The following is a 19,263-nucleotide window of genomic DNA, read 5'->3' as shown; positions in this document are numbered from 1 at the left end:
AAACTAAAACACACTTATGATAACATCAAAAACTATTGGTAACGGAATCCTGCGTGCCTTAATCATCACAGCGGGAGCGGCATTACTACTTTACATTTTATACCTGATTCAGCCCGTTATTTATTTCCTTTTTATTGCATTAATTGTAAGTATGATTGGAAGTCCAATTGTACATTTTTTAGAGAAAAAATTAAAATTTCCCCACATTGCTGCCGTGATAGTGACGATGCTTTTTTTTATTTTGTTATTAGCCGGTTTTATAATGATGTTTGTACCGCTGATTATTTCGCAGAGTGAAAACTTATCGCTATTAGATACAGAAAAACTTCAAGGTGACCTGACACAGCTTGCGGAACGTCTAAACAATTATTTTTCAGATCGCAATATTGACACCCAAAATCTACTGAAAGAATCTAATATTGCATCTAAAATCAATCTCAATTTCATCCCTAATTTCCTGAACTCCTTTTTAGGAACTCTTGGAAACATTGGAATGGCAATTGGTTCGATCATTTTCATCTCTTTCTTTTTCTTAAAAGACAAAAAGCTTTTTACTATAAATGCTAAAAAAATATTACCTGAGGAACACGAAGACAAAATTCTAAACTCATTTAGAAAAATCAATCATTTATTAAGCCGTTATTTTATTGGTTTGATTGGTCAGATTACCATTCTCTTTGTGTTATATTTAATTGTACTGCTTATTTTTGGAGTACAAAATGCCCTTATTATAGCATTTATCACCGCACTGTTAAATATTATACCTTATATCGGACCACTTATAGCTACTATTTTAGTGGCTGTTTTAACTATGCTCGGTCATCTGGATCCCCAAGCTCAGGGCGACATGCTCTCTACTACGCTATACGTTTTAATTGGTTATTCTGTGGCACAGATCATTGATAATAATGTGACCACTCCGTTGATTTTTTCTAACAGTGTCAACTCGCATCCGTTGGAAATATTTATTGTAATTTTGGCGAGTGGTTTTCTTTTTGGCGTATTAGGTATGATTGTAGCTGTACCCCTTTACACCATTATTAAGGTAGTTGCCAAAGAATTTTTTCCGGAAAATCCTGTAGTAAAAGTATTAACAAGAGGAATTTAAGTTGACTTCAGAAATTTTAAGCACAGAAATACAACAATTCATAAACGCTAATCTAAGTAATGATATTACGAAATTAGCGTTGAAAAAAAATCCGTTTCCGGAAATTGATTTTGCTGTTATTTTAAATCAGATTACAGCAAAATCAAAAGCGGAAAACAAACTTCCTTCGTGGTTTGAAACCGATAATATTATTTATCCTTCAAAGGTTTCGGTAGAACAAACATCTTCTGAAAAAACGGCTTTATATAAAAGCGAACTCATTTCGGGTGAAAAATTAATCGATTTAACAGGCGGTTTTGGGGTAGACGATTATTATTTTGCTAAAAAAGTAAAGTGGGTAGTTCATTGCGAAATCAATGCTGCACTTTCTGAAATCGTTCAACATAATTTCGACCAGTTACAAGTTAAAAATATCGAATGCCATACCGGAGACAGCTTTGAAATTCTTAAAAAACTGCATCAAAAATGGGACTGGATTTATATCGATCCTTCGAGACGAAATGATGCCAAAGGTAAAGTTTTTATGCTGAAAGACTGTTTACCAAATGTCCCTGAAAATCTTGATTTTTATTTTGAAAACACTAATGCAATTTTAATAAAAACAGCACCATTACTGGATATTTCTGCCGGTTTATCGGAGTTAAAAAATGTAAAAGCCATTCATATCATAGCTTTGGACAATGAAGTCAAAGAGCTTTTATGGGAGTTACATAAAGATTATTCAGGAGCAGTCACATTAAAAACAGCTAATATTACAAAAGAAACTGTGGATGCATTTGAATTTGTAATGCAGCAACATACTGTATCCCCTTCGTATAGTTTACCCAAAAAATATTTATTTGAACCCAATAGCGCCATTATGAAATCAGGTGGTTTTGACGAGGTCGCTGTACATTATAATATCAGTAAATTACACAAACATTCCCATTTGTACACCTCAGACGATATCATCTCTTTTCCCGGAAGAACATTTAAAATCACAGCTGCTTTTTCATACAATAAAACCGAAATGAAACAGCAGATGCAAGGAAAACAATTTCATATTACTACCCGGAACTTTCCTGAAACAGTAGAAAAAATCAGAACTAAATGGAAAATCAAAACAGGAGGAAATTTATATTCTTTTTTTACTACAGATGCTAATAATAATAAAATAGTGTTAATTTGCACCAAAATAAATCAAAATGAAACAACTATTACTTAGCACTTTATTCTTATTAACCATCAACACTTTTTCGCAGACCAATTGCGATTATACCACTAATATTACAGACTCTCTCGGGACTTATAAGGTAACCAAAGAATGCCTGATGTCCGAAAAAGTATTTGCAGGAACTTCCAGTTACATCTTTTGTTCGCTGGCCTCCACCGATGGATTACCCACCTTAAATGTACAGCTTATTCAAAAAAGCAAAGTCTTCATCAAAGCAAATTGCTTTAACAAAAATTCCCGATTGTATTTACAATTAAACAACGGAAAAGTAATTACTCTTGTTCATACTGATTTAGAATATTGCGGAAGCATGATTAGAGATGAAAATGGTTTTGACAACCGTGTAATTGTGGGTACTTTTATGTTTATGAAAGGAACGATGGAAGATTTAAAAAATTCGCCGGTTTCTTTAATGCGAATTAAGTTCTTAACGGATATTGAAGATTACGTTATCAGAAAAAAGATAACTTCAGAGTTAAACGGAACCGTTTACGAACCGGAAACTTATTTCATGAAAAACTTACACTGTATTGAGAATTAAAAACAGCTGTTTTAGCATTCAGTTAAAAAGAACGGATTTGGAAACAAGTCCGTTTTTTTTGTTCCGTTTTTCAAAAATCTGACGAAAAATAAGAGTACAAAAAAAGCCCCGAATTTCTTCGAGGCTTTTGCCTTTTGGGTGGATGACCGGGTTCGAACCGGCGACCCTCGGCACCACAAACCGATGCTCTAACCAGCTGAGCTACAACCACCATTTGCTTTGCGGTTGCAAATATACAACGTTTATTGGCTTCTGCAAACTATTTTTTGAAAAAAAACAAAGATTTTTACATCAAATCACCTAAGCTATTGACTGCCAAACATCTTTCAACTGTAAAACCTTCAGCATAATCTAACCCTGAGAGCCTGCCTAAGTCTCTGGAGCGATAATTTAAGCTTTCAAAGAAGTTTTTTGATGTTATTGGTGATTCCGGTTCTGTAGAATCGGGATCGTAAAATTGAGAATGATAGGCTAAAATAGCTTCGATTTTCTTTTCAGTAAATCCAGAAATATCAACCACAAAATCAGGTTCAATGTTTTTCCACTGAATATAATGGTATACTACTTTAGGACGCCAGGCTTTTTGCTGCTTTCCTTCCAGCGCTGTTTCTATTTTCATTAATCCGGATAAAAAACAGGCATCAGAAACTAACTTGCTTCCTTTGCCATGATCAATATGCCGGTCTTCTATGGCATTGCATAATACAATATCAGGTTGGTATTTACGGATCATTTTGATAATTTCAAGCTGGTGCTTTTCATCATTGATAAAAAACCCATCTCTCATTCCTAAATTCTCCCTTACTGACACCCCCAGGATTTTTGCCGCAGCATTTGCTTCCTGATCTCTAATTTCTGCCGATCCACGGGTTCCTAATTCACCACGGGTCAAATCAACAATACCCACTTTCTTCCCTAATGAGATTTCTTTTAAAATTGTTCCTGCACAACCTAATTCAACATCATCCGGATGCGCTCCAAATGCTAATATATCTAGTTTCATTACTCTCTTCTCTATTTTCTATATTCTTTTCTCTATATTCTGACTTCTGAAATCTGCTAACTGAACACTCCCTTCAAAGAACACTTTTCATAGTCAACGACTTGTTTACACTCTCATTCCATTCTTTTTCAGGAATACTTTCTTTGGTTATTCCGCAACCCATATACAAGTGCGCGCGTTTTCCTTTTATTTGCATACAGCGTAAATTAACATACAAATCCGATTTTTGCTTTTTCTCAGTAAAATCTTTTTTGTTCAGTTCTCCTAAAAAACCGGTATAATATTTTCTGTCGTAACCTTCATTTTCCATGATAAATTCTTTTGCAGCATCTTTGGGTAAACCACAAACAGCAGGTGTAGGATGTAGAACAGAAACAACCTGAGTCAACTTAGAGGTCTTATTTATTATTCCTTCAATATCGGTTTTTATATGCAGTACATTTCCGGCCTGAACAGTATACGGACTCGATACTGCAACTTCAGAAGTTAGACCTTTGAGATTTTCCAGTATAAAATCAGTAACATATTGCTGTTCTTCCATTTCCTTTCGCTCCCAGACAACATCAGTAGTACCATTAAAATTTTGTGTTCCGGCTAATGCCATCGAACAAAACTTTTTCCGACTGGCTTTTAACAATCGTTCCGGTGTAGCTCCCATCCATAAACCTATTTTAGGATGGTACCAGCAATAGCAAAAAACATTAGGAAAACGCTGTATCAATCTGGTAAAAACGGTAACCAAATCAAAGTGAGGAACTTCAAGAATTTCTTTTCGGGATAAAACCACTTTTGTAAATTCCCCGTTTTCAATAGCTTTTATTGCTTTTTGAATCAGATTTTCAAATTGTGATCTTCCTTGTTCATTTACTGTAAACTCCAAATCAGCAATTGGATTTTCCTCTAAAGGATCAATTTCTGATTCCCAGATCACCGACTGATTTTTAGGAATTAATATCATCTGACTGCCATGGAACGGAGCAAATACAAAACCGGTTTCATCTAAGGTTTCGGCAAAATAAAGGTGATCATTTTTTTGAAAAAAACCTCTTACTTCTGTTTTGTAAGGCTTGCTGTAAATAACAAATGGCAATTCCTGAGCTTCTTGTTGCTTTACTTTTATAAAAAAATCAATCATATATTGTTTTTATTAAAGGTTCATTTATCTCAATAAAATCTAGCTTGTTTTTTTTCTTTTAGGCAAAACCATGTTTGTCAGTTTGCATAGTGAAATCAGGTTGTCCCGCTCGTCTGTAATGCGGATTTCCCATAAATGAATACTTGCTCCCTGATGAATGATTTTTGCCGTTGCCGTTACAATACCCTCCCGCTTGGCTTTTAAATGATTAGCCGAAATTTCTATACCTCTTACTTCACTTACTTCCGGATTGATGAATATAAAAGATGCCGCACTGCCTACACTTTCTGCTAAGGCTACTGAAGCTCCTCCGTGTAATAAGCCCATCGGCTGGTGAACACTGGGATTAACCGGCATAGTAGCGGTTAAAAAACCTTCGCCTGCATCCACATATTCTATATTTAAAGTTTCCATTAAAGTATTTTTTGAAATACGATTACAGTATTCCAATATTTTTTCTTTATCGAATGTCATGAATTTTATTTTAATCGATTGTAAAAATAAAGAAAAGAATAGAGACTATCCTCTAAATGAGAAGCATATTCTGCAAAGGATTTAAAAATTCAGCAGTGAGGAATAAGTTTTTTTCTATTTTTACAAAAAAACCAAAAACCCATGCGTTTCTTTCCGCTGCTTTTTATATTTGGAATGCTACTCACCATTAGTTCGTGCCGTTCGGATTTTTCTACCGTACCCAGTTCCGGAAAATTAGGTTTCTCACAGGACACTGTTTTTTTAGACACTGTTTTTTCAACTATCAGCTCCGGTACATATCTTTTAAAAGTATATAACCAAAGTAAAAACGACATCCATATCCCTAAAATTCAATTCAGCAAGGGATTAAATTCTAAATACCGGATGACGGTTGATGGTATGCAGGGAGATAATAACAGAGTTTTTAACAATGTCGTTTTGTTAGCCAGAGACAGCATGTATGTTTTTATCGAAACTACGCCAAACATTGCTGATGCAAATCCGGATGATTTTTTATATACAGACAATATTGAATTTGACAGCGGAACCAATTTGCAAAAAGTAGCACTATTGACCTTAGTGAAAGATGCTGTTTTTTTATATCCAAAGCGTTTAAGCAATGGAAATAAGGAAACCGTGACTTTTGACGATACAGCAGTCAGCGGTTTTTATCTGGATGAAAATGATGCTGCAAATGGCAACGAACTGCATTTTACCAATCAAAAACCCTATGTTATTTATGGTTATGCTACTGTTCCCGAAGGAAAAACAGTGACTTTTGATGCAGGAGCAAGAGTATATTTTCATTCTGATTCAGGATTGATAGTGCCACAATCAGCCAGTTTACGATGCAATGGAAAAGCTTCTGAAACCAATAAACAGGAAAATGAAGTTGTCTTTGAAGGCGATCGTCTTGAAGCCGGTTATGCTAACATTCCGGGGCAATGGAACACTGTCTGGTTGCGTAACGGCAGCAGCAATCACAGTATTAATCATCTGACTATTAAAAATGCAGCAATTGGTTTGCGTATTGACTATCATGATGAAAGTACCGTATCCATAAAAAACAGCCAAATCTATAATTCTTCAAATTATGGAATTTTAGCTCAAAATGCACACATAATCGGTGAAAACATTATAATCAATACTGCCGGACAAGCTGCTTTAGCATGTACGTATGGAGGCAATTATAAATTTACCCATTGCACATTTGCTAATTACTGGAATAATCCAAATCAGTCCACAGTAACCATAAGCAATTACCAACCCGGCTTAAATCCGGTAGCTTCAGCTTTAACACAGGCTACATTTAACAACTGTATTATTTACGGAAGTTATTCTAATGCGCTTTATTTAGATAAAAATATCGAAGCTTCTTTTAACTATCAATTCAATAATTGCTTGTTAAAATCAGAATCTGATAATTCAAATCCATTGTATAATTTTGATGATAAAATGCATTACAATTCTGTCATTTTAAATCAAAGTCCCCGCTTTTTTGATATTGCAAAAAACAAACTTAATATTGATAATACTTCTGCCGCTTTCGCAAAAGGAAATCCCGATTATCTGATTCCACTGGATATCAATGGAAAATCCAGAACTTCTCCTCCCGATTTAGGTGCATATCAGAATATGCCTTTTCCTAAATAAAGTACAAAGCAATTAGATATAAAAAAAGAATCCGCCAAAAATTATTGGACGGATTCTGTAATCTGATCTGAATTATTTATTATTCGATATAACCAAAATTTTGTTTAAACTCTTTAGTCACATCTAATGTTTGCTGCGGTATAGGAAAGATTCTTCTGAAAGGTTCAGAAGCAGGTTTAGCAGTATAAGGCAAATCAAATTTTCCAAAACGAATCATTTGCGGTCTTCTGTACATTTCCCAATACATTTCGAAACCAATTTCTTTGTATAATATTTCACTGTCAATAGACAAGAGCGCTTTACCCGGAGCATTATTATACAAAGCTTCTCTGGTTCTGTTAATTCGTAATGCGTTGACGTCCTCTAAAGCGGCTCCTGTTTGTCCTTTACGGAAATAAGCTTCGGCTCTCATCGTGTAAATTCCGCCTAATCTAAATAAAGGAATATCCACTTTACCGGCTCCGTTTCCTGCTTCGGGATCAAATTCCCATTTAAAGCAACGTACCCCGCGATTGATTTGGTTTTGCGCAAATACTGATTTTGTAGGATCATCAAAATTCAATTCCGGTGTAAAATCCATTCTCGTTCCCGTACTTTTTTCCATATACAATTCGGACACTTTGATTCTTCCGTCAGCAGTCATTTCGAAACCACCTGAAGAAGTTAATTTTGGACCGTATTGCGGTCCGGCAATCATACCTCTGGTAAAATGAAACCAGGGTAAGTTTTTGCTGTTATTAGGTACAATATCGCTTGCAGGTACACTTCCTTCTTCGGTGTTTGTAAACCAGGTTCCGTCTTCATACTGATAAGCTCTTCCAAAACGCGGATCATCGTGATTATTATCCCAGCTGTGGTAGAATTCAGGAGTAGTACAAGAACCGTTTGTACCTCTGTTATCAGGGGAAGCTCTTTGATTACGTGCCATGGAGTTATAAGCGAAATCATTATCTCCGTTTCTGATATTATCAATTTTCTGAACTATAGCAAAGATGATTTCCGAACCGTTTGAATTATCAATTGCAAAATTGTCAAAATAATTTTGCTCCAGACTAAACTTCCCGGAATCAATTAACAATGTAGTATAATAAATTACTCTGTCCATATCTGTTCCTTCGCCGGAAACGGCCGGTTCAGTAAAGTTAAAACCGGAAGTAGTATTATAACGATCTTTAAAAACAGCTCTGTTTAAATACATTGCTGAAAGTAAACCATAAGCAGCCTCTTTAGTAAATCGGCCTGTATGTGTATTATTCTCACCTAAAGAAGCCAGATCCGGAATGATGGCTTCTACATCTGAAATTAACTGATCAATATGAGTATCTGCTTTCAAAATCTCCAAAGATGCATCTTCAGTATAAGGATCACGATAAGGAGCCTGACCGTACAAATCTAAAGTGGTGTAGGTATAAAAAGCCAAAAGTCCTTTGGCTTCAGCCAGAAATAGTACTTTTTGAGGATCATTACTGTTATTAATAATTTTAATAGCCGAGAGTGATCTTGTAATTCCATTCGTCAGCAAGTTCCAGTTATCAGTAACAATAGCACTACCCGGAGTCCAGGTAAACTCATGCATTGCTCTCCATTTTCCTCCATCTCCCCAGTCACTGCCTCTTGTAGGCAGCAAAGCGACATCAGTAGTGAATTCCTGCATGGCAAACACATTTTTGCTTACAAAAGTTCCGTCTCCCAAACGGTCATATGCAGCTGCCAAAGCACCATCAACACTGGAAGCATCTGCCCCCAATACCTCATCAAGTACTACTTCATCTAAGTTAGTACAGCCTGTAAGAAACAACAATGCAAATACAACTAACAGACTTGATTTTAATTTATTTAATTTCATAATTTATAATTTTAAAGTTGCGCCAAGAATAAATGTTCTGGATGTAGGATAACTGGAATAATCAATACCAATAGACTGATTTCCTCCACTTGATTTTGGACTGTTAATCAAAGGATCATATCCACTGTAGTTTGTCAGCGTAAGTAAGTTGGAACCTGTCAGGTAGAGTGTTAAACTCTGCATCCATTTTAAATTTTGATTTTTGAAATTGTATCCGATACGGGCAGTGTTCAGTCGGATAAAATCTGATTTTTCTAAATATAATGTAGATAGCTGAGGGGAATTCGTCGCATTGGCACCTGAATTATAATAATCTGAAGATACATTTCGATCAGATGCCAGGTTGTTTATATTCAAGGCATTTAACCCTGTATTATTTAACAAATATCCTCCCGATTGTCCAATAATAGAAAATGAGAAATCAAAATTTTTATAATGCATCTGGCTGTTAAATCCATAAGTGAATTTTGGCAGTGCTCCTTCAATAATAATACGGTCACTATTGTTAATTACGCCATCATTATTAGTATCTCTGTAAATATCGGCTCCATCCTCATCAAATCCAATATGATCTAATAAATAGAACGAACCTGCAGCATGACCGCTTTTGTAGATATTTGCCAGTACTCCCGATTGTCCCGGACCGGAAATGGTACCTGAAAGAATTTCCGAAACAGGTAAATTTTTAATTTCATTATTAAGAGTGGCACCATTAAAATCGATATCCCAGGAGAAATTATCTGTTTTCATAACTTGTGAGCCTAACATAAATTCAAGCCCTTTATTTACAATTTTGCCATCAATATTTACCCAAACCGTATTAGTAGGACTCAGTACCTGGGAAGGAATATTCAAAATAGCATCAGTAGTGGTTTTATTATAATAATCTAAGGTTCCGTATAATTTCCCTCTCCATAAATTAAAGTCAAGCCCCACATTATATTGTGTAACCACCTCCCATTTTAAATCGGGATTTGGAGTACGTGTCACTGAAATACCGTTTACTAACGCAAGATCATCATAAAGATAATAACCATCTGCACCTGCGAGTGCATAACTTGCTTGTGTAATTTTATTTTCAACTTCCTGATTCCCTGTTTGTCCCCAGCTTGTTCTCAATTTTAAGTTATCAACCACAGCAGAATTTACTAAAAAATTTTCTTCATTAATATTCCAGCCTAAAGCAAATGAAGGAAAATAACCGTATTTGTTATTTTCACCAAAACGGGTTGATCCATCCGCTCTCATAGAAGCAGTTACAAGATACTTTCTGTCAAAAGTGTAATTTAATCTTCCAAAATAAGACTGCAATTCATTTTCCTGAGCAAATCCTGTTAAATTGGGTTTTACTCCTGAAAAAGCCGGATTGTTTTCAGGCTTAATTCCTGATGATTTATCAGCAATTCCATCAATGGTGAAAGCGGTTCCTGATCTTTCAAATTTTTGATATGAAAAACCGCCTAATACTTCTAACTTATGTTTTTCACGATTGAGATTATACGTTACATAATGCTCCAGAAGTGAGCTCTTTGACTCCAGATTATTCTGAGCATATCTTCCTATCGGATTTAAATCAGTGATATTAGGGTAAATAGTTGTATTTCTTTCTGCAATGGAACGATCTACTCCGTAATTCAATTTGTATTCCAGTCCGTTAAAGATTCTAAAAGAAGCTTCGATATTTCCCAAAACTCTCAAAGTGCGGGTTTCGTCTTCATAAATACTCAATAAATAAGCCGGATTATAATGAGCATTCATATTAAAGTTAGTGTACTCGCCATTTTCATCGAATACGGATCTGGTAGGGTTTGCCATTAAAGTGTGAATAATCAATTGTCCGTTAGAACCTCCGTCATCACTGGTAGGAACGCCATTGTCAGTCGTTTCACTTGCCGTTACATTCACTTTTAATTTTAATCTTTGGTTATCCAAAAAAGATTCTGCCGCATTAATTCTGGCAGAAGTACGTTTAAAATTACTTTGGTTTACAATACCTTCCTGATCCATTTGTGCCAGAGAAACATAGTAATTCCCTGAGTTAGTCTGCTTAGCAAAAGACAATGAATTGTTTTTAGTAACAGCTGTTCTGTAAATCACATCCTGCCAATCGGTGTTTCCTCCATGATCAAAAGCAGGTTCTGTAATAGCGTTTCTGTATTGATCAGCCGACAACACATCCAGCTTTTTAGCCACTGTTGAGAATCCTAAATAGGAATCAACCGTAAACGACGCTTCTCCTTTAGAACCTTTTTTAGTCGTGATAATTACTACACCATTAGAACCTCTGGCTCCGTAAATGGCTGCTGCCGATGCATCTTTCAATACTGTGATAGATTCAATATCACTTGTATTCAAAAAGTTCAACGGATTCTTAGCCGCCGAAGCTCCGAAACCAACATTTGTGCCTGACGGACTCACATCATCATTTGCCAACGGCACTCCATCCACAACAAACAATGGGGTACTCCCGCTTCTGATAGATCCTACCCCGCGAATAGAAACATTCACTCCCGCTCCCGGTTCTCCACTGGTGCTTACCACCCGTACTCCGGCAACCTTTCCCTGCAATAAATTATCTGCTGAGATATTAACACCTTCCTTAAAATTAGCCGCTTTTAACTGCGTTACTGCACCGGTTACATCTACTTTAGATTGTTTTCCATACCCTACAATCATTACTTCATTTAGTTCTGATGAATCCGGTTCCATTGTGATATTCAATGTATATCCTTTAATCACAACTGTTTTAGTTTTATATCCAATAAAAGACACTTCAACTGTTTTACCCTGAGCAACTTTCAATTGAAATTCACCGTCCATATTAGTAACAGCTGTATTTTTAGTTGCTGTTTCTATAATTGTAGCCCCCGGTAAAGGCTGACCGGATTCATCCAGAACTACTCCTTTTACCACTTGTTGCTCAACAACAGTTTTCTTAAGAACAGCTTGCTTTTTTATTAAAACCGTTTTTTCAACAATATTAAAATCAAAACGAGCTTTTTTAGATAAATCACTCAAAACCGCATCTAATGATGTAGTGGTATAACTTACCTCATAATTGGTTTTATCCTGAATTACTGCCTGACCATAACTAAATTTATAAGCTGTTTGTTTGCTTAGCTGTGAGAAAATAGAGATTAATGTTGCTTTTTTAGAATTAATAGTTATTTTTGGTGCCTCGGTTATTATCTTTTTCGAATATGCTGTTTGAAAAGACAGTAAGATGATTGCTAAAAAGAATGCACTCTTTAGTTTTAAATAAGAGAATTTAAAATACATTTATTTAAGTTATTAGTTTATGACTTATTTATGAGCCATGGTTGTTCACAGCAACTATGGCTTCTTTTTTTGTGGTATTTAGTTCACTGTTATGGTATTGCCATTTGTTTCAAATTTTAGGTTAGAGATATAATTTATTTGTTTTAAAATATTTTCTAATGCAGCATTTTTTTCAATGTATAAAGTGAGTGATGTATTTAAAAGGGAATCTTTTTTTACCTCAAATGTTACATTGTATTTATTTTTCAATAGTTCTAAAACTTCATGCAGTTTTACGTTTTTCAGTTCGATATCCTCATTATACCAATTTACAACCAGCATTTTAGAGGCTTTCTTTTTCACTAATGTATTAGCTTCAAAGAGGGCTTCTTCATTAGAGACTAAATCGACACTCTGGTTTTTAGCCGATACATTTACTTTTCCGGCAACTACAATAACATTGCAACTTGATTTATTCATCTGAATGTGGAAAGAAGTCCCTACCACTCTTGTTTGGACATCTCCTGAACGAATTATAAAAGGATGCTGAGGATCTTTAGCTACTTCAAAAAAAGCTTTTCCTTTAATTAGTTTCACCTGGCGGTCTTCTGCAAAATGATCCGGATACTCAAAAACACTGTTAGCCGCGAGATAAATAACGGAACCATCTGCTAAACGAACAGAATCTGAAGACTTCCCTGTTTTTAGTGTCAGCATTTTAGCTGAATCTGAGACCTCTGGTTGTATTAATAATCCCAGACTCAATAAAACCACAACACTTGCTGCAACAGCATAAGCCATGTATCGGGAAATTCTTTTCTTAGCTATGTGTTTTTCTATCTTACCGAATCCATTAACAGCAGTTCCCATTAGGTTTTTTTCCCAACTTGTTTTTTCGTATTCCGAAAGCATAAATCCCTCCAGCAAATCTTCTTCGGCTTGTGTTGCTTTTTTTTGTAAACTTTTCTCAATAAGAGTTTCTAAACTGTGTTTTATTTTTTTTGTCATCCTGAATAGTCTTCTACTACTAAGTACCCAAAATGAATAATCGTACTATCCGGAAATATTATGAGATTGTTAATGGAAGGTTATCTTAAAAAAAACAACTTAAAATAAGCTTACATAAAAAGAAAAGTAAACTCTTTTAAACCGTGTCGCAGTTGCTTTAATGCTGATGAAATTTGGTTTTTAACCGTTTGTTTCGAAAGATCTAATTCGGAGGCAATTTGATCAATATTCATATCCTGAAGTTTATTCATCAGTAAAATTTCCTTTCTCTTCTCCGGCAAAGTATCCAAAAGAGCATAAATTTTATCGGTTAAATCAGATTCTACAGTAGATAGATTTTCTATAAGGTAGTTTTCAAATTTATCTTCCAGAATGGTTTTGTCAAATTTTTCATTTCTGTAACTCTTAAAAATCTGATTTTTTACAGCTCTGAATAAATAACTCTCAACAGCAGCAATATTTACGTGTTCTTTCCTTTCCCAAAGATCTATAAATACATCCTGAACTACATTTTGAGCCAGTTGCTCATCCTGAGTCATTTTTAACGAAAATGCTGTTAACTTTTCCCAATAGTCATTATATATTTTCTCGAAATCGAAAGAATAACCCATTTTTAAAAAGCATAACAAAGTGAGGTGCTAAATAATAAAAATTAACTTCCCTGCATTTTATCCTAAGGTTATTTTTAAATTAATAATCAGCAATATTTTTTTACAGTAATTTTTATCTCAAGCAACATAGTTGTAAAAAAGATTTTTACGATTTAAATAATAACATTTACATTACCATTTATTATTTTTAAACGACAAGAACAGTGGGTATTCCAAACTATTTTTGTCAGCATTAATTTTTTATTCAAAAAACATGAAACTTTCTACTTTAGTAATGCTTATCGCTTCTACAGCAGTATCCTATCAGTTGTCAGCTCAAAACGACCAATTGAGATTAAATAAAATTCAGGTAATTGGTTCTCACAACAGTTATAAAAAAGCAATAGAACCCGGTTTATACCAATTCCTGGAAAGTAAAGATTCTTTGCATCAGTTAAAAGGGCTTCAATACGAACACATTGCCATTACTGACCAGCTCAATATGGGTTTACGTAATCTTGAAATCGATATTTATGCCGACAGTAAAGGTGGAAAATATGCAAAACCTAAAGGTCTGGAACTGGCAACATCAAAAGAACCTTTTGATGCTGAAGGAAAAATGAATAAGCCCGGATTCAAAATATTGCATATTCCGGATATTGATTTCACAACTTCGTTTTTAACTTTTGAAGATTGTTTGCAGGCGTTAAAATCCTGGTCAGATGCAAATCCCGGACACATACCGGTATTTATTACTTTAGAACCTAAAGATGGTAAAAAGAATCAATACGGTACCGAACCCGAAACCTACACGGCCGAATTGTTTGATCAGGTGGATCAGGTTATTAAAACTAATTTAGGAATGGATAAGGTTATTACTCCGGATATGGTTCGAGGAAAATATAATACTCTTGAAGAAGCGGTACGGAATAATAACTGGCCAACATTGGCTCAGGCGAAAGGAAAATTTTTATTCATTCTCGATGATAGTGGTAAAAAACGGGATTTATACATGCAAAATCATCCTACCCTTAAAGACCGTATGGTTTTTGTAAATGCTAATCCGGGAACTCCCGAAGCGGCTACTTTATTTAGAAATAACGCCGAAGACAAAACCATAACCGATTTAGTAAAAAAAGGATATATCATAAGAACCCGTGCCGACAGTAATACTGAAGAAGCCCGTAAAAACGACTACACTCATTTCAATCAGGCCTGTAATTCCGGCGCACAAATTATTACCACCGATTATTACAAACCAAGTACTTTTTTTGATTCTGCTTACCAAATAAAATTTAAGGACAGCAGTTATGTAAGGGTAAATCCCGTAACAGCAGCTTCAGAAAAAAAATAACAATCGTTTTTTTATATAACCAAAGGGATAATCAGCACTGATTATCCCTTTGTGCTTTTATTAGTTTCAGCCCGTTGGGTGTAATTATCAAAAACGTCAATTCGAGTGTTTTTTGCGTAATAAAATGGAGTAAAAAATGTATCGAGAATCTTTTTTGATAATAATTTTTCTTGTTCTCGATACAATTTTCTATCGAAAATCACTCGAACTGACGAAAAATCATCATCAAAAACTAATTACATCCAACGGCTTAGTTTCAATCTTCGGCTGTCGCAGCATTATTTCTTGCAAATTTTGTCTGACCATTAAATTTAAAACTGTATTTTTATTTTTTATTCCCAAAACGGAATTATTACTTTACCTAAAATTTAAAAAACAACTTTAAAATGATTGTAGATTCATTAAACAATGCTGCAAAATATTATGGCTTACATCCAGCCTTCGAAAAAGCATTCCTATTTTTAAATGAAAATGATTTAGCTAATCTGGCTGATGGCGTAACCCAATATACTGATGATTTAAAAATCATTGTAAATTCAGGAAATGGAAATTCTAAGGAACAAAGTTTAGTACATTTTGAATGCCACGATAAAAATATCGATATTCAGGTTTGCGTTGCCGGACCGGAAACCTATGCCTGGAAACCAAGAGAAAAATGTGTAAGCCCTAATGGCGATTACAGCGATGAAAAAGACGTTCGATTTTTCTTTGACCAACCCGATATGTTTTTTGAACTAAATCCGGGTCAGTTTACTATATTATTTCCGGAAGATGTGCATGCTGCCATGATAAGCAACGGAAAAATAAAAAAAATAGTCATCAAGGTTAAAATATAAAGACCTCTTTACTTCTTAAAAAACTACTTTATCAAGTAGTTTTTTTTTGTTTTCACACTTTTTTTATTTAATAAAATTATTACAAATATGCATTAAATAGAAGCTGATGTTAAATCTTCTGCTGCTATTCTTAAAAAATTAGGATTATGTATATAGAATCACTTTATTTGACCCTTCTATTTAACCTAATCTTCTCAACAAAACATGAAATCTTATTCAATACAGGAAATAAATGATGTCCTAAAAGGCGTTATATCAGGATCTACGCTTCAAAACATTACTGCGGCAGAGCAACTTGAAGCAGCGTCTGATTCTGAGATTTCTTTTATTGGAAATAAAAAGTATGAAAAACTGTGGGCCACTTCAAAAGCAAGTGTTGCCGTTGTAAATGAAGATATTTCTATTGAACCGGGAGAAAACAGAGCCTTTATAATTGTTAAAAATGCCGATCTGGCCATGTCTCAGATTCTGGAACTTTTTGCGCCATCACTACCTGAATTTCATGTAGCTATTCATCCTACAGCTGTAGTAGATCAAACGGCTTTTATAGGTCCCGGAGCTAAAATTGGCGCCGGAAGCTATATTGGACCTAAAGTAAAAATTGGAGCAAACACTACTATTTATCCAAACACCACTATTCTGGATGAGTCTACCATCGGGGAAAATACTATTATTTGGTCCGGTACTGTCATCAGAGAGCGTTGTCATATAGGAAATGAATGCATTATTCATCCAAATGTAACTATCGGGGCAGATGGATTTGGTTTTCGTCCTTGTCCTGAAAAAGGCTTGGCTAAAATACCACAGATTGGAAATGTAATTATTGGCGACAATGTCGAAATTGGAGCTAACAGCTGTATTGACAGAGGAAAATTCAGCTCGACCGTTTTAGGGAATGGCTGTAAAATAGACAACTTAGTACAAATAGGGCATAATAGCAAGTTAGGACAGTTTTGTATTATGGCTGGGAACAGCGGTCTTGCAGGTTCCGTGACTTTAGGCAATGGTGTAATCATTGGCGGAAGCGCTTCTATAAAAGATCACACCACTATTGGCGATGGTGCTGTAGTGGGTGCCGGATCAGGAGTAACCTGCGATATTGCGGCGGGTAAAACCGTGCTGGGGTACCCGGCTGTGGAAGCTCGTGACGCACTCAAACAATGGGCAATCTTAAAAAGACTCGTAAACGACTCTAAGAAATAATTTTTTTATTTTTTTTTATTTTTACCGCAGATTCATGAAATTTAAACTTTGTGAATCTGCGGTTCTTTTTTTTCTAAATTGAATTAAAAAAAGATACTGTCTAAAAAGTTTTTACCGCAGATGACACAGATTACTAAACCTTATATGAGCTTAGCTTTTTTCTTCAGATAAAATCAAAAAACTTGCATGACTTATAGGGTAAAAAAGTAAAAAACTTCAATTGGTTTTGTATTTTAGCCATCAATTTTCTTGCAATTACAAACACTATGGATTTAAACTTCAACAAAAACGAAGACCACAATAAACTTTTACTTTCTGATTTAAGACAAAGATTCTCTAAAATTAAATTAGGAGGAGGCGAAAAACGCATTCAAAAATTACATTCCGAAGGCAAAATGACCGCTCGCGAACGTGTGGATTATTTATTGGATGACAAAGCCGAAAGTATCGAAATTGGAGCTTTTGTGGGAGACGGAATGTACAAAGAACACGGTGGTTGCCCTTCGGGAGGTGTTGTGGTGAAAGTAGGTTACATCAAAGGAAAACAATGTATTGTAGTGGCTAATGATGCTACCGTAAAAGCAGGTGCCTGGTTTCCAATTACCGCTAAGAAAAACCTTCGTGCACAGGAAATTGCGATGGAAAACAAAATTCCAATCATCTATTTAGTAGATAGTGCCGGAGTGTATTTGCCTATGCAAGACGAAATTTTCCCGGACAAAGAACATTTTGGACGCATTTTTAGAAACAATGCCATCATGAGCAGTATGGGAATTACCCAAATTTCGGCTATTATGGGCAGCTGCGTTGCCGGCGGTGCTTATTTGCCTATTATGAGTGATGAAGCGATTATTGTTGACAAAACAGCCAGCATTTTTCTGGCGGGAAGTTATTTGGTGAAAGCCGCTATTGGCGAAAGCATTGATAATGAAACCCTGGGCGGAGCTACTACACATTGCGAAATATCAGGCGTGACGGATTATAAAGCCAAAGATGACAAAGACGCCTTAGATAAAATAAAAAACATTGTTGACAAAATAGGTGATTATGACAAAGCAGGATTCAACCGCATCAAAGCTGTAAAACCTGCTTTAGACGAAAAAGAAATCTATGGAATTCTGCCTAAGGCAAGAACCGAACAATACGACATGATGGAAATCATCAGTCGTATGGTGGACAACTCGGAGTTTGAAGCGTACAAAGACGGCTATGGACAAACTATTATTACCGGTTATGCCCGTATTGACGGCTGGGCGGTGGGAATTGTTGCCAACCAACGAAAAGTAATCAAAACTAAAAAAGGCGAAATGCAGTTTGGCGGTGTCATTTACTCTGATAGTGCCGATAAAGCCACTCGTTTTATTGCCAATTGCAACCAGAAAAAAATTCCTTTGGTTTTCCTTCAGGACGTTACCGGTTTTATGGTGGGCTCCAAATCAGAACATGGAGGAATCATCAAAGATGGTGCTAAAATGGTCAATGCTGTAAGTAATTCGGTAGTGCCTAAATTCACTGTGATTGTGGGGAATTCCTATGGTGCCGGAAACTATGCGATGTGTGGAAAAGCTTATGATCCAAGGTTAATTGTAGCCTGGCCCAGTGCCGAACTTGCCGTTATGGGCGGAACTCAAGCCGCTAAAGTTCTGGCACAAATTGAAGCCTCATCCCTAAAAGCCAAAGGTGAAACTGTTGATGAAGCCAAGGAAGCCGAATTATTCGCTAAAATTAAGGCGCGTTATGATGAGCAAACTTCACCGTATTATGCCGCTTCCCGTTTGTGGACCGATGCTATTATTGACCCGCTGGAAACCCGAAAATGGATTTCTATCGGTATCGAAGCCGCTAACCACGCTCCTATTGAAAAGCAATTTAACCTGGGTGTGATTCAGGTGTAATCTAATATTAAACGTCAATTCGAGTGTTTTTTGTGCAGTGAAACGAAACAAAAAATGTCCCGATAACTATCGGGACGAGAATCGTTTTAATATTTTTTCATTAGCAGCGCAACTACTCCTTTTCATAATCACTTCCCTCCCGCTAT

At 35.6% G+C, this 19,263-nt stretch carries 15 protein-coding genes and 1 tRNA gene; 8 read left to right on the top strand and 8 right to left on the bottom strand.

Features of this window, described 5'->3' with window-relative positions; genetic code table 11:
• The first annotated feature begins 16 nt into the window (after positions 1-16).
• From ACSV4D_RS07730 to ACSV4D_RS07720, 3 genes are read left to right on the top strand one after another with little or no spacing between them, the layout of a single operon-like run.
• Positions 17-1,108, top strand: a complete 1,092-nt coding sequence (locus tag ACSV4D_RS07730; RefSeq protein ID WP_408078807.1) for an AI-2E family transporter — start codon at positions 17-19, stop codon at positions 1,106-1,108.
• Position 1,109: 1 nt separating this feature from the next.
• A complete protein-coding gene (locus ACSV4D_RS07725; RefSeq protein ID WP_439227743.1) occupies positions 1,110-2,312 on the top strand; it encodes a THUMP-like domain-containing protein in 1,203 nt (400 codons plus the stop codon).
• Complete coding sequence (locus tag ACSV4D_RS07720; protein WP_439227742.1) at positions 2,293-2,862, top strand: hypothetical protein; 570 nt, start codon at positions 2,293-2,295, stop codon at positions 2,860-2,862. Before ACSV4D_RS07725 ends, ACSV4D_RS07720 begins: the two co-directional genes overlap by 20 nt.
• A gap of 137 nt (positions 2,863-2,999) precedes the next feature.
• Here ACSV4D_RS07720 and ACSV4D_RS07715 read toward each other — a convergent pair.
• From ACSV4D_RS07715 to ACSV4D_RS07700, 4 genes are all read right to left on the bottom strand, one after another.
• Positions 3,000-3,073: transfer RNA gene (locus ACSV4D_RS07715), tRNA-His, on the bottom strand.
• Positions 3,074-3,148: 75 nt separating this feature from the next.
• Positions 3,149-3,865, bottom strand: coding sequence for a bacillithiol biosynthesis deacetylase BshB1 (gene bshB1, locus ACSV4D_RS07710; RefSeq protein WP_439227741.1), 717 nt, complete (start codon positions 3,863-3,865; stop codon positions 3,149-3,151).
• Positions 3,866-3,938: 73 nt separating this feature from the next.
• A complete protein-coding gene (locus ACSV4D_RS07705) occupies positions 3,939-5,000 on the bottom strand; it encodes a chorismate-binding protein (protein WP_439227740.1) in 1,062 nt (353 codons plus the stop codon).
• Between the two features lie 39 nt (positions 5,001-5,039).
• Positions 5,040-5,474, bottom strand: a complete 435-nt coding sequence (locus ACSV4D_RS07700; protein ID WP_408078797.1) for a PaaI family thioesterase — start codon at positions 5,472-5,474, stop codon at positions 5,040-5,042.
• A 141-nt stretch (positions 5,475-5,615) separates the two neighbouring features.
• On the opposite strand from ACSV4D_RS07700, the gene ACSV4D_RS07695 reads away from it, so the two are divergent.
• Positions 5,616-7,127 (top strand): right-handed parallel beta-helix repeat-containing protein, encoded by a 1,512-nt coding sequence (locus tag ACSV4D_RS07695; RefSeq protein ID WP_439227739.1) that lies wholly within the window; start codon positions 5,616-5,618, stop codon positions 7,125-7,127.
• Positions 7,128-7,206: 79 nt separating this feature from the next.
• On the opposite strand, the gene ACSV4D_RS07690 is transcribed toward ACSV4D_RS07695, so the two are convergent.
• The 4 genes from ACSV4D_RS07690 to ACSV4D_RS07675 all read right to left on the bottom strand — a co-directional run bounded on the left by ACSV4D_RS07690 (position 7,207) and on the right by ACSV4D_RS07675 (position 13,850).
• On the bottom strand, positions 7,207-8,973 hold the full coding sequence (locus ACSV4D_RS07690) for a RagB/SusD family nutrient uptake outer membrane protein (protein ID WP_439227738.1): 1,767 nt from the start codon (positions 8,971-8,973) through the stop codon (positions 7,207-7,209).
• A 3-nt stretch (positions 8,974-8,976) separates the two neighbouring features.
• Positions 8,977-12,252 (bottom strand): SusC/RagA family TonB-linked outer membrane protein, encoded by a 3,276-nt coding sequence (locus ACSV4D_RS07685; RefSeq protein WP_439227737.1) that lies wholly within the window; start codon positions 12,250-12,252, stop codon positions 8,977-8,979.
• Positions 12,253-12,330: 78 nt separating this feature from the next.
• On the bottom strand, positions 12,331-13,239 hold the full coding sequence (locus tag ACSV4D_RS07680) for a FecR family protein (protein WP_439227736.1): 909 nt from the start codon (positions 13,237-13,239) through the stop codon (positions 12,331-12,333).
• A gap of 110 nt (positions 13,240-13,349) precedes the next feature.
• Complete coding sequence (locus tag ACSV4D_RS07675) at positions 13,350-13,850, bottom strand: RNA polymerase sigma factor (protein WP_439227735.1); 501 nt, start codon at positions 13,848-13,850, stop codon at positions 13,350-13,352.
• 253 nt (positions 13,851-14,103) lie between these two features.
• Between ACSV4D_RS07675 and ACSV4D_RS07670 the strand changes: the two genes are divergently transcribed.
• From ACSV4D_RS07670 to ACSV4D_RS07655, 4 genes are all read left to right on the top strand, one after another.
• Positions 14,104-15,183 (top strand): phosphatidylinositol-specific phospholipase C1-like protein, encoded by a 1,080-nt coding sequence (locus ACSV4D_RS07670; protein ID WP_439227734.1) that lies wholly within the window; start codon positions 14,104-14,106, stop codon positions 15,181-15,183.
• A gap of 386 nt (positions 15,184-15,569) precedes the next feature.
• Complete coding sequence (locus tag ACSV4D_RS07665) at positions 15,570-16,019, top strand: YhcH/YjgK/YiaL family protein (protein WP_439227733.1); 450 nt, start codon at positions 15,570-15,572, stop codon at positions 16,017-16,019.
• Between the two features lie 204 nt (positions 16,020-16,223).
• Positions 16,224-17,222, top strand: coding sequence for a UDP-3-O-(3-hydroxymyristoyl)glucosamine N-acyltransferase (lpxD, locus tag ACSV4D_RS07660; RefSeq protein WP_439227732.1), 999 nt, complete (start codon positions 16,224-16,226; stop codon positions 17,220-17,222).
• Positions 17,223-17,488: 266 nt separating this feature from the next.
• Entirely contained in the window at positions 17,489-19,117 is a 1,629-nt protein-coding gene (locus ACSV4D_RS07655; RefSeq protein ID WP_439227731.1) for an acyl-CoA carboxylase subunit beta, read from the top strand.
• The last annotated feature ends 146 nt before the right edge of the window (positions 19,118-19,263 follow it).

Origin of the sequence: Flavobacterium sp. ARAG 55.4, assembly GCF_051846875.1 — a bacterium.
Taxonomy (GTDB): Bacteria; Bacteroidota; Bacteroidia; order Flavobacteriales; family Flavobacteriaceae; genus Flavobacterium; species Flavobacterium plantiphilum.
Note: the sequence above shows the minus strand (reverse complement) of the source record. Positions and strands in the feature narration are given on the sequence as shown.

Coding starts and splice junctions, on each gene's coding strand:
- ACSV4D_RS07695 (WP_439227739.1), top strand. CDS start 5,616: ATGCGTTTCTTTCCGCTGCTTTTTATATTTGGAATGCTACTCACCATT.
- ACSV4D_RS07690 (WP_439227738.1), bottom strand. CDS start 8,973: ATGAAATTAAATAAATTAAAATCAAGTCTGTTAGTTGTATTTGCATTG.
- ACSV4D_RS07685 (WP_439227737.1), bottom strand. CDS start 12,252: ATGTATTTTAAATTCTCTTATTTAAAACTAAAGAGTGCATTCTTTTTA.
- ACSV4D_RS07730 (WP_408078807.1), top strand. CDS start 17: ATGATAACATCAAAAACTATTGGTAACGGAATCCTGCGTGCCTTAATC.
- bshB1 (WP_439227741.1), bottom strand. CDS start 3,865: ATGAAACTAGATATATTAGCATTTGGAGCGCATCCGGATGATGTTGAA.
- lpxD (WP_439227732.1), top strand. CDS start 16,224: ATGAAATCTTATTCAATACAGGAAATAAATGATGTCCTAAAAGGCGTT.
- ACSV4D_RS07680 (WP_439227736.1), bottom strand. CDS start 13,239: ATGACAAAAAAAATAAAACACAGTTTAGAAACTCTTATTGAGAAAAGT.
- ACSV4D_RS07670 (WP_439227734.1), top strand. CDS start 14,104: ATGAAACTTTCTACTTTAGTAATGCTTATCGCTTCTACAGCAGTATCC.
- ACSV4D_RS07705 (WP_439227740.1), bottom strand. CDS start 5,000: ATGATTGATTTTTTTATAAAAGTAAAGCAACAAGAAGCTCAGGAATTG.
- ACSV4D_RS07665 (WP_439227733.1), top strand. CDS start 15,570: ATGATTGTAGATTCATTAAACAATGCTGCAAAATATTATGGCTTACAT.
- ACSV4D_RS07655 (WP_439227731.1), top strand. CDS start 17,489: ATGGATTTAAACTTCAACAAAAACGAAGACCACAATAAACTTTTACTT.
- ACSV4D_RS07675 (WP_439227735.1), bottom strand. CDS start 13,850: ATGGGTTATTCTTTCGATTTCGAGAAAATATATAATGACTATTGGGAA.
- ACSV4D_RS07720 (WP_439227742.1), top strand. CDS start 2,293: ATGAAACAACTATTACTTAGCACTTTATTCTTATTAACCATCAACACT.
- ACSV4D_RS07700 (WP_408078797.1), bottom strand. CDS start 5,474: ATGACATTCGATAAAGAAAAAATATTGGAATACTGTAATCGTATTTCA.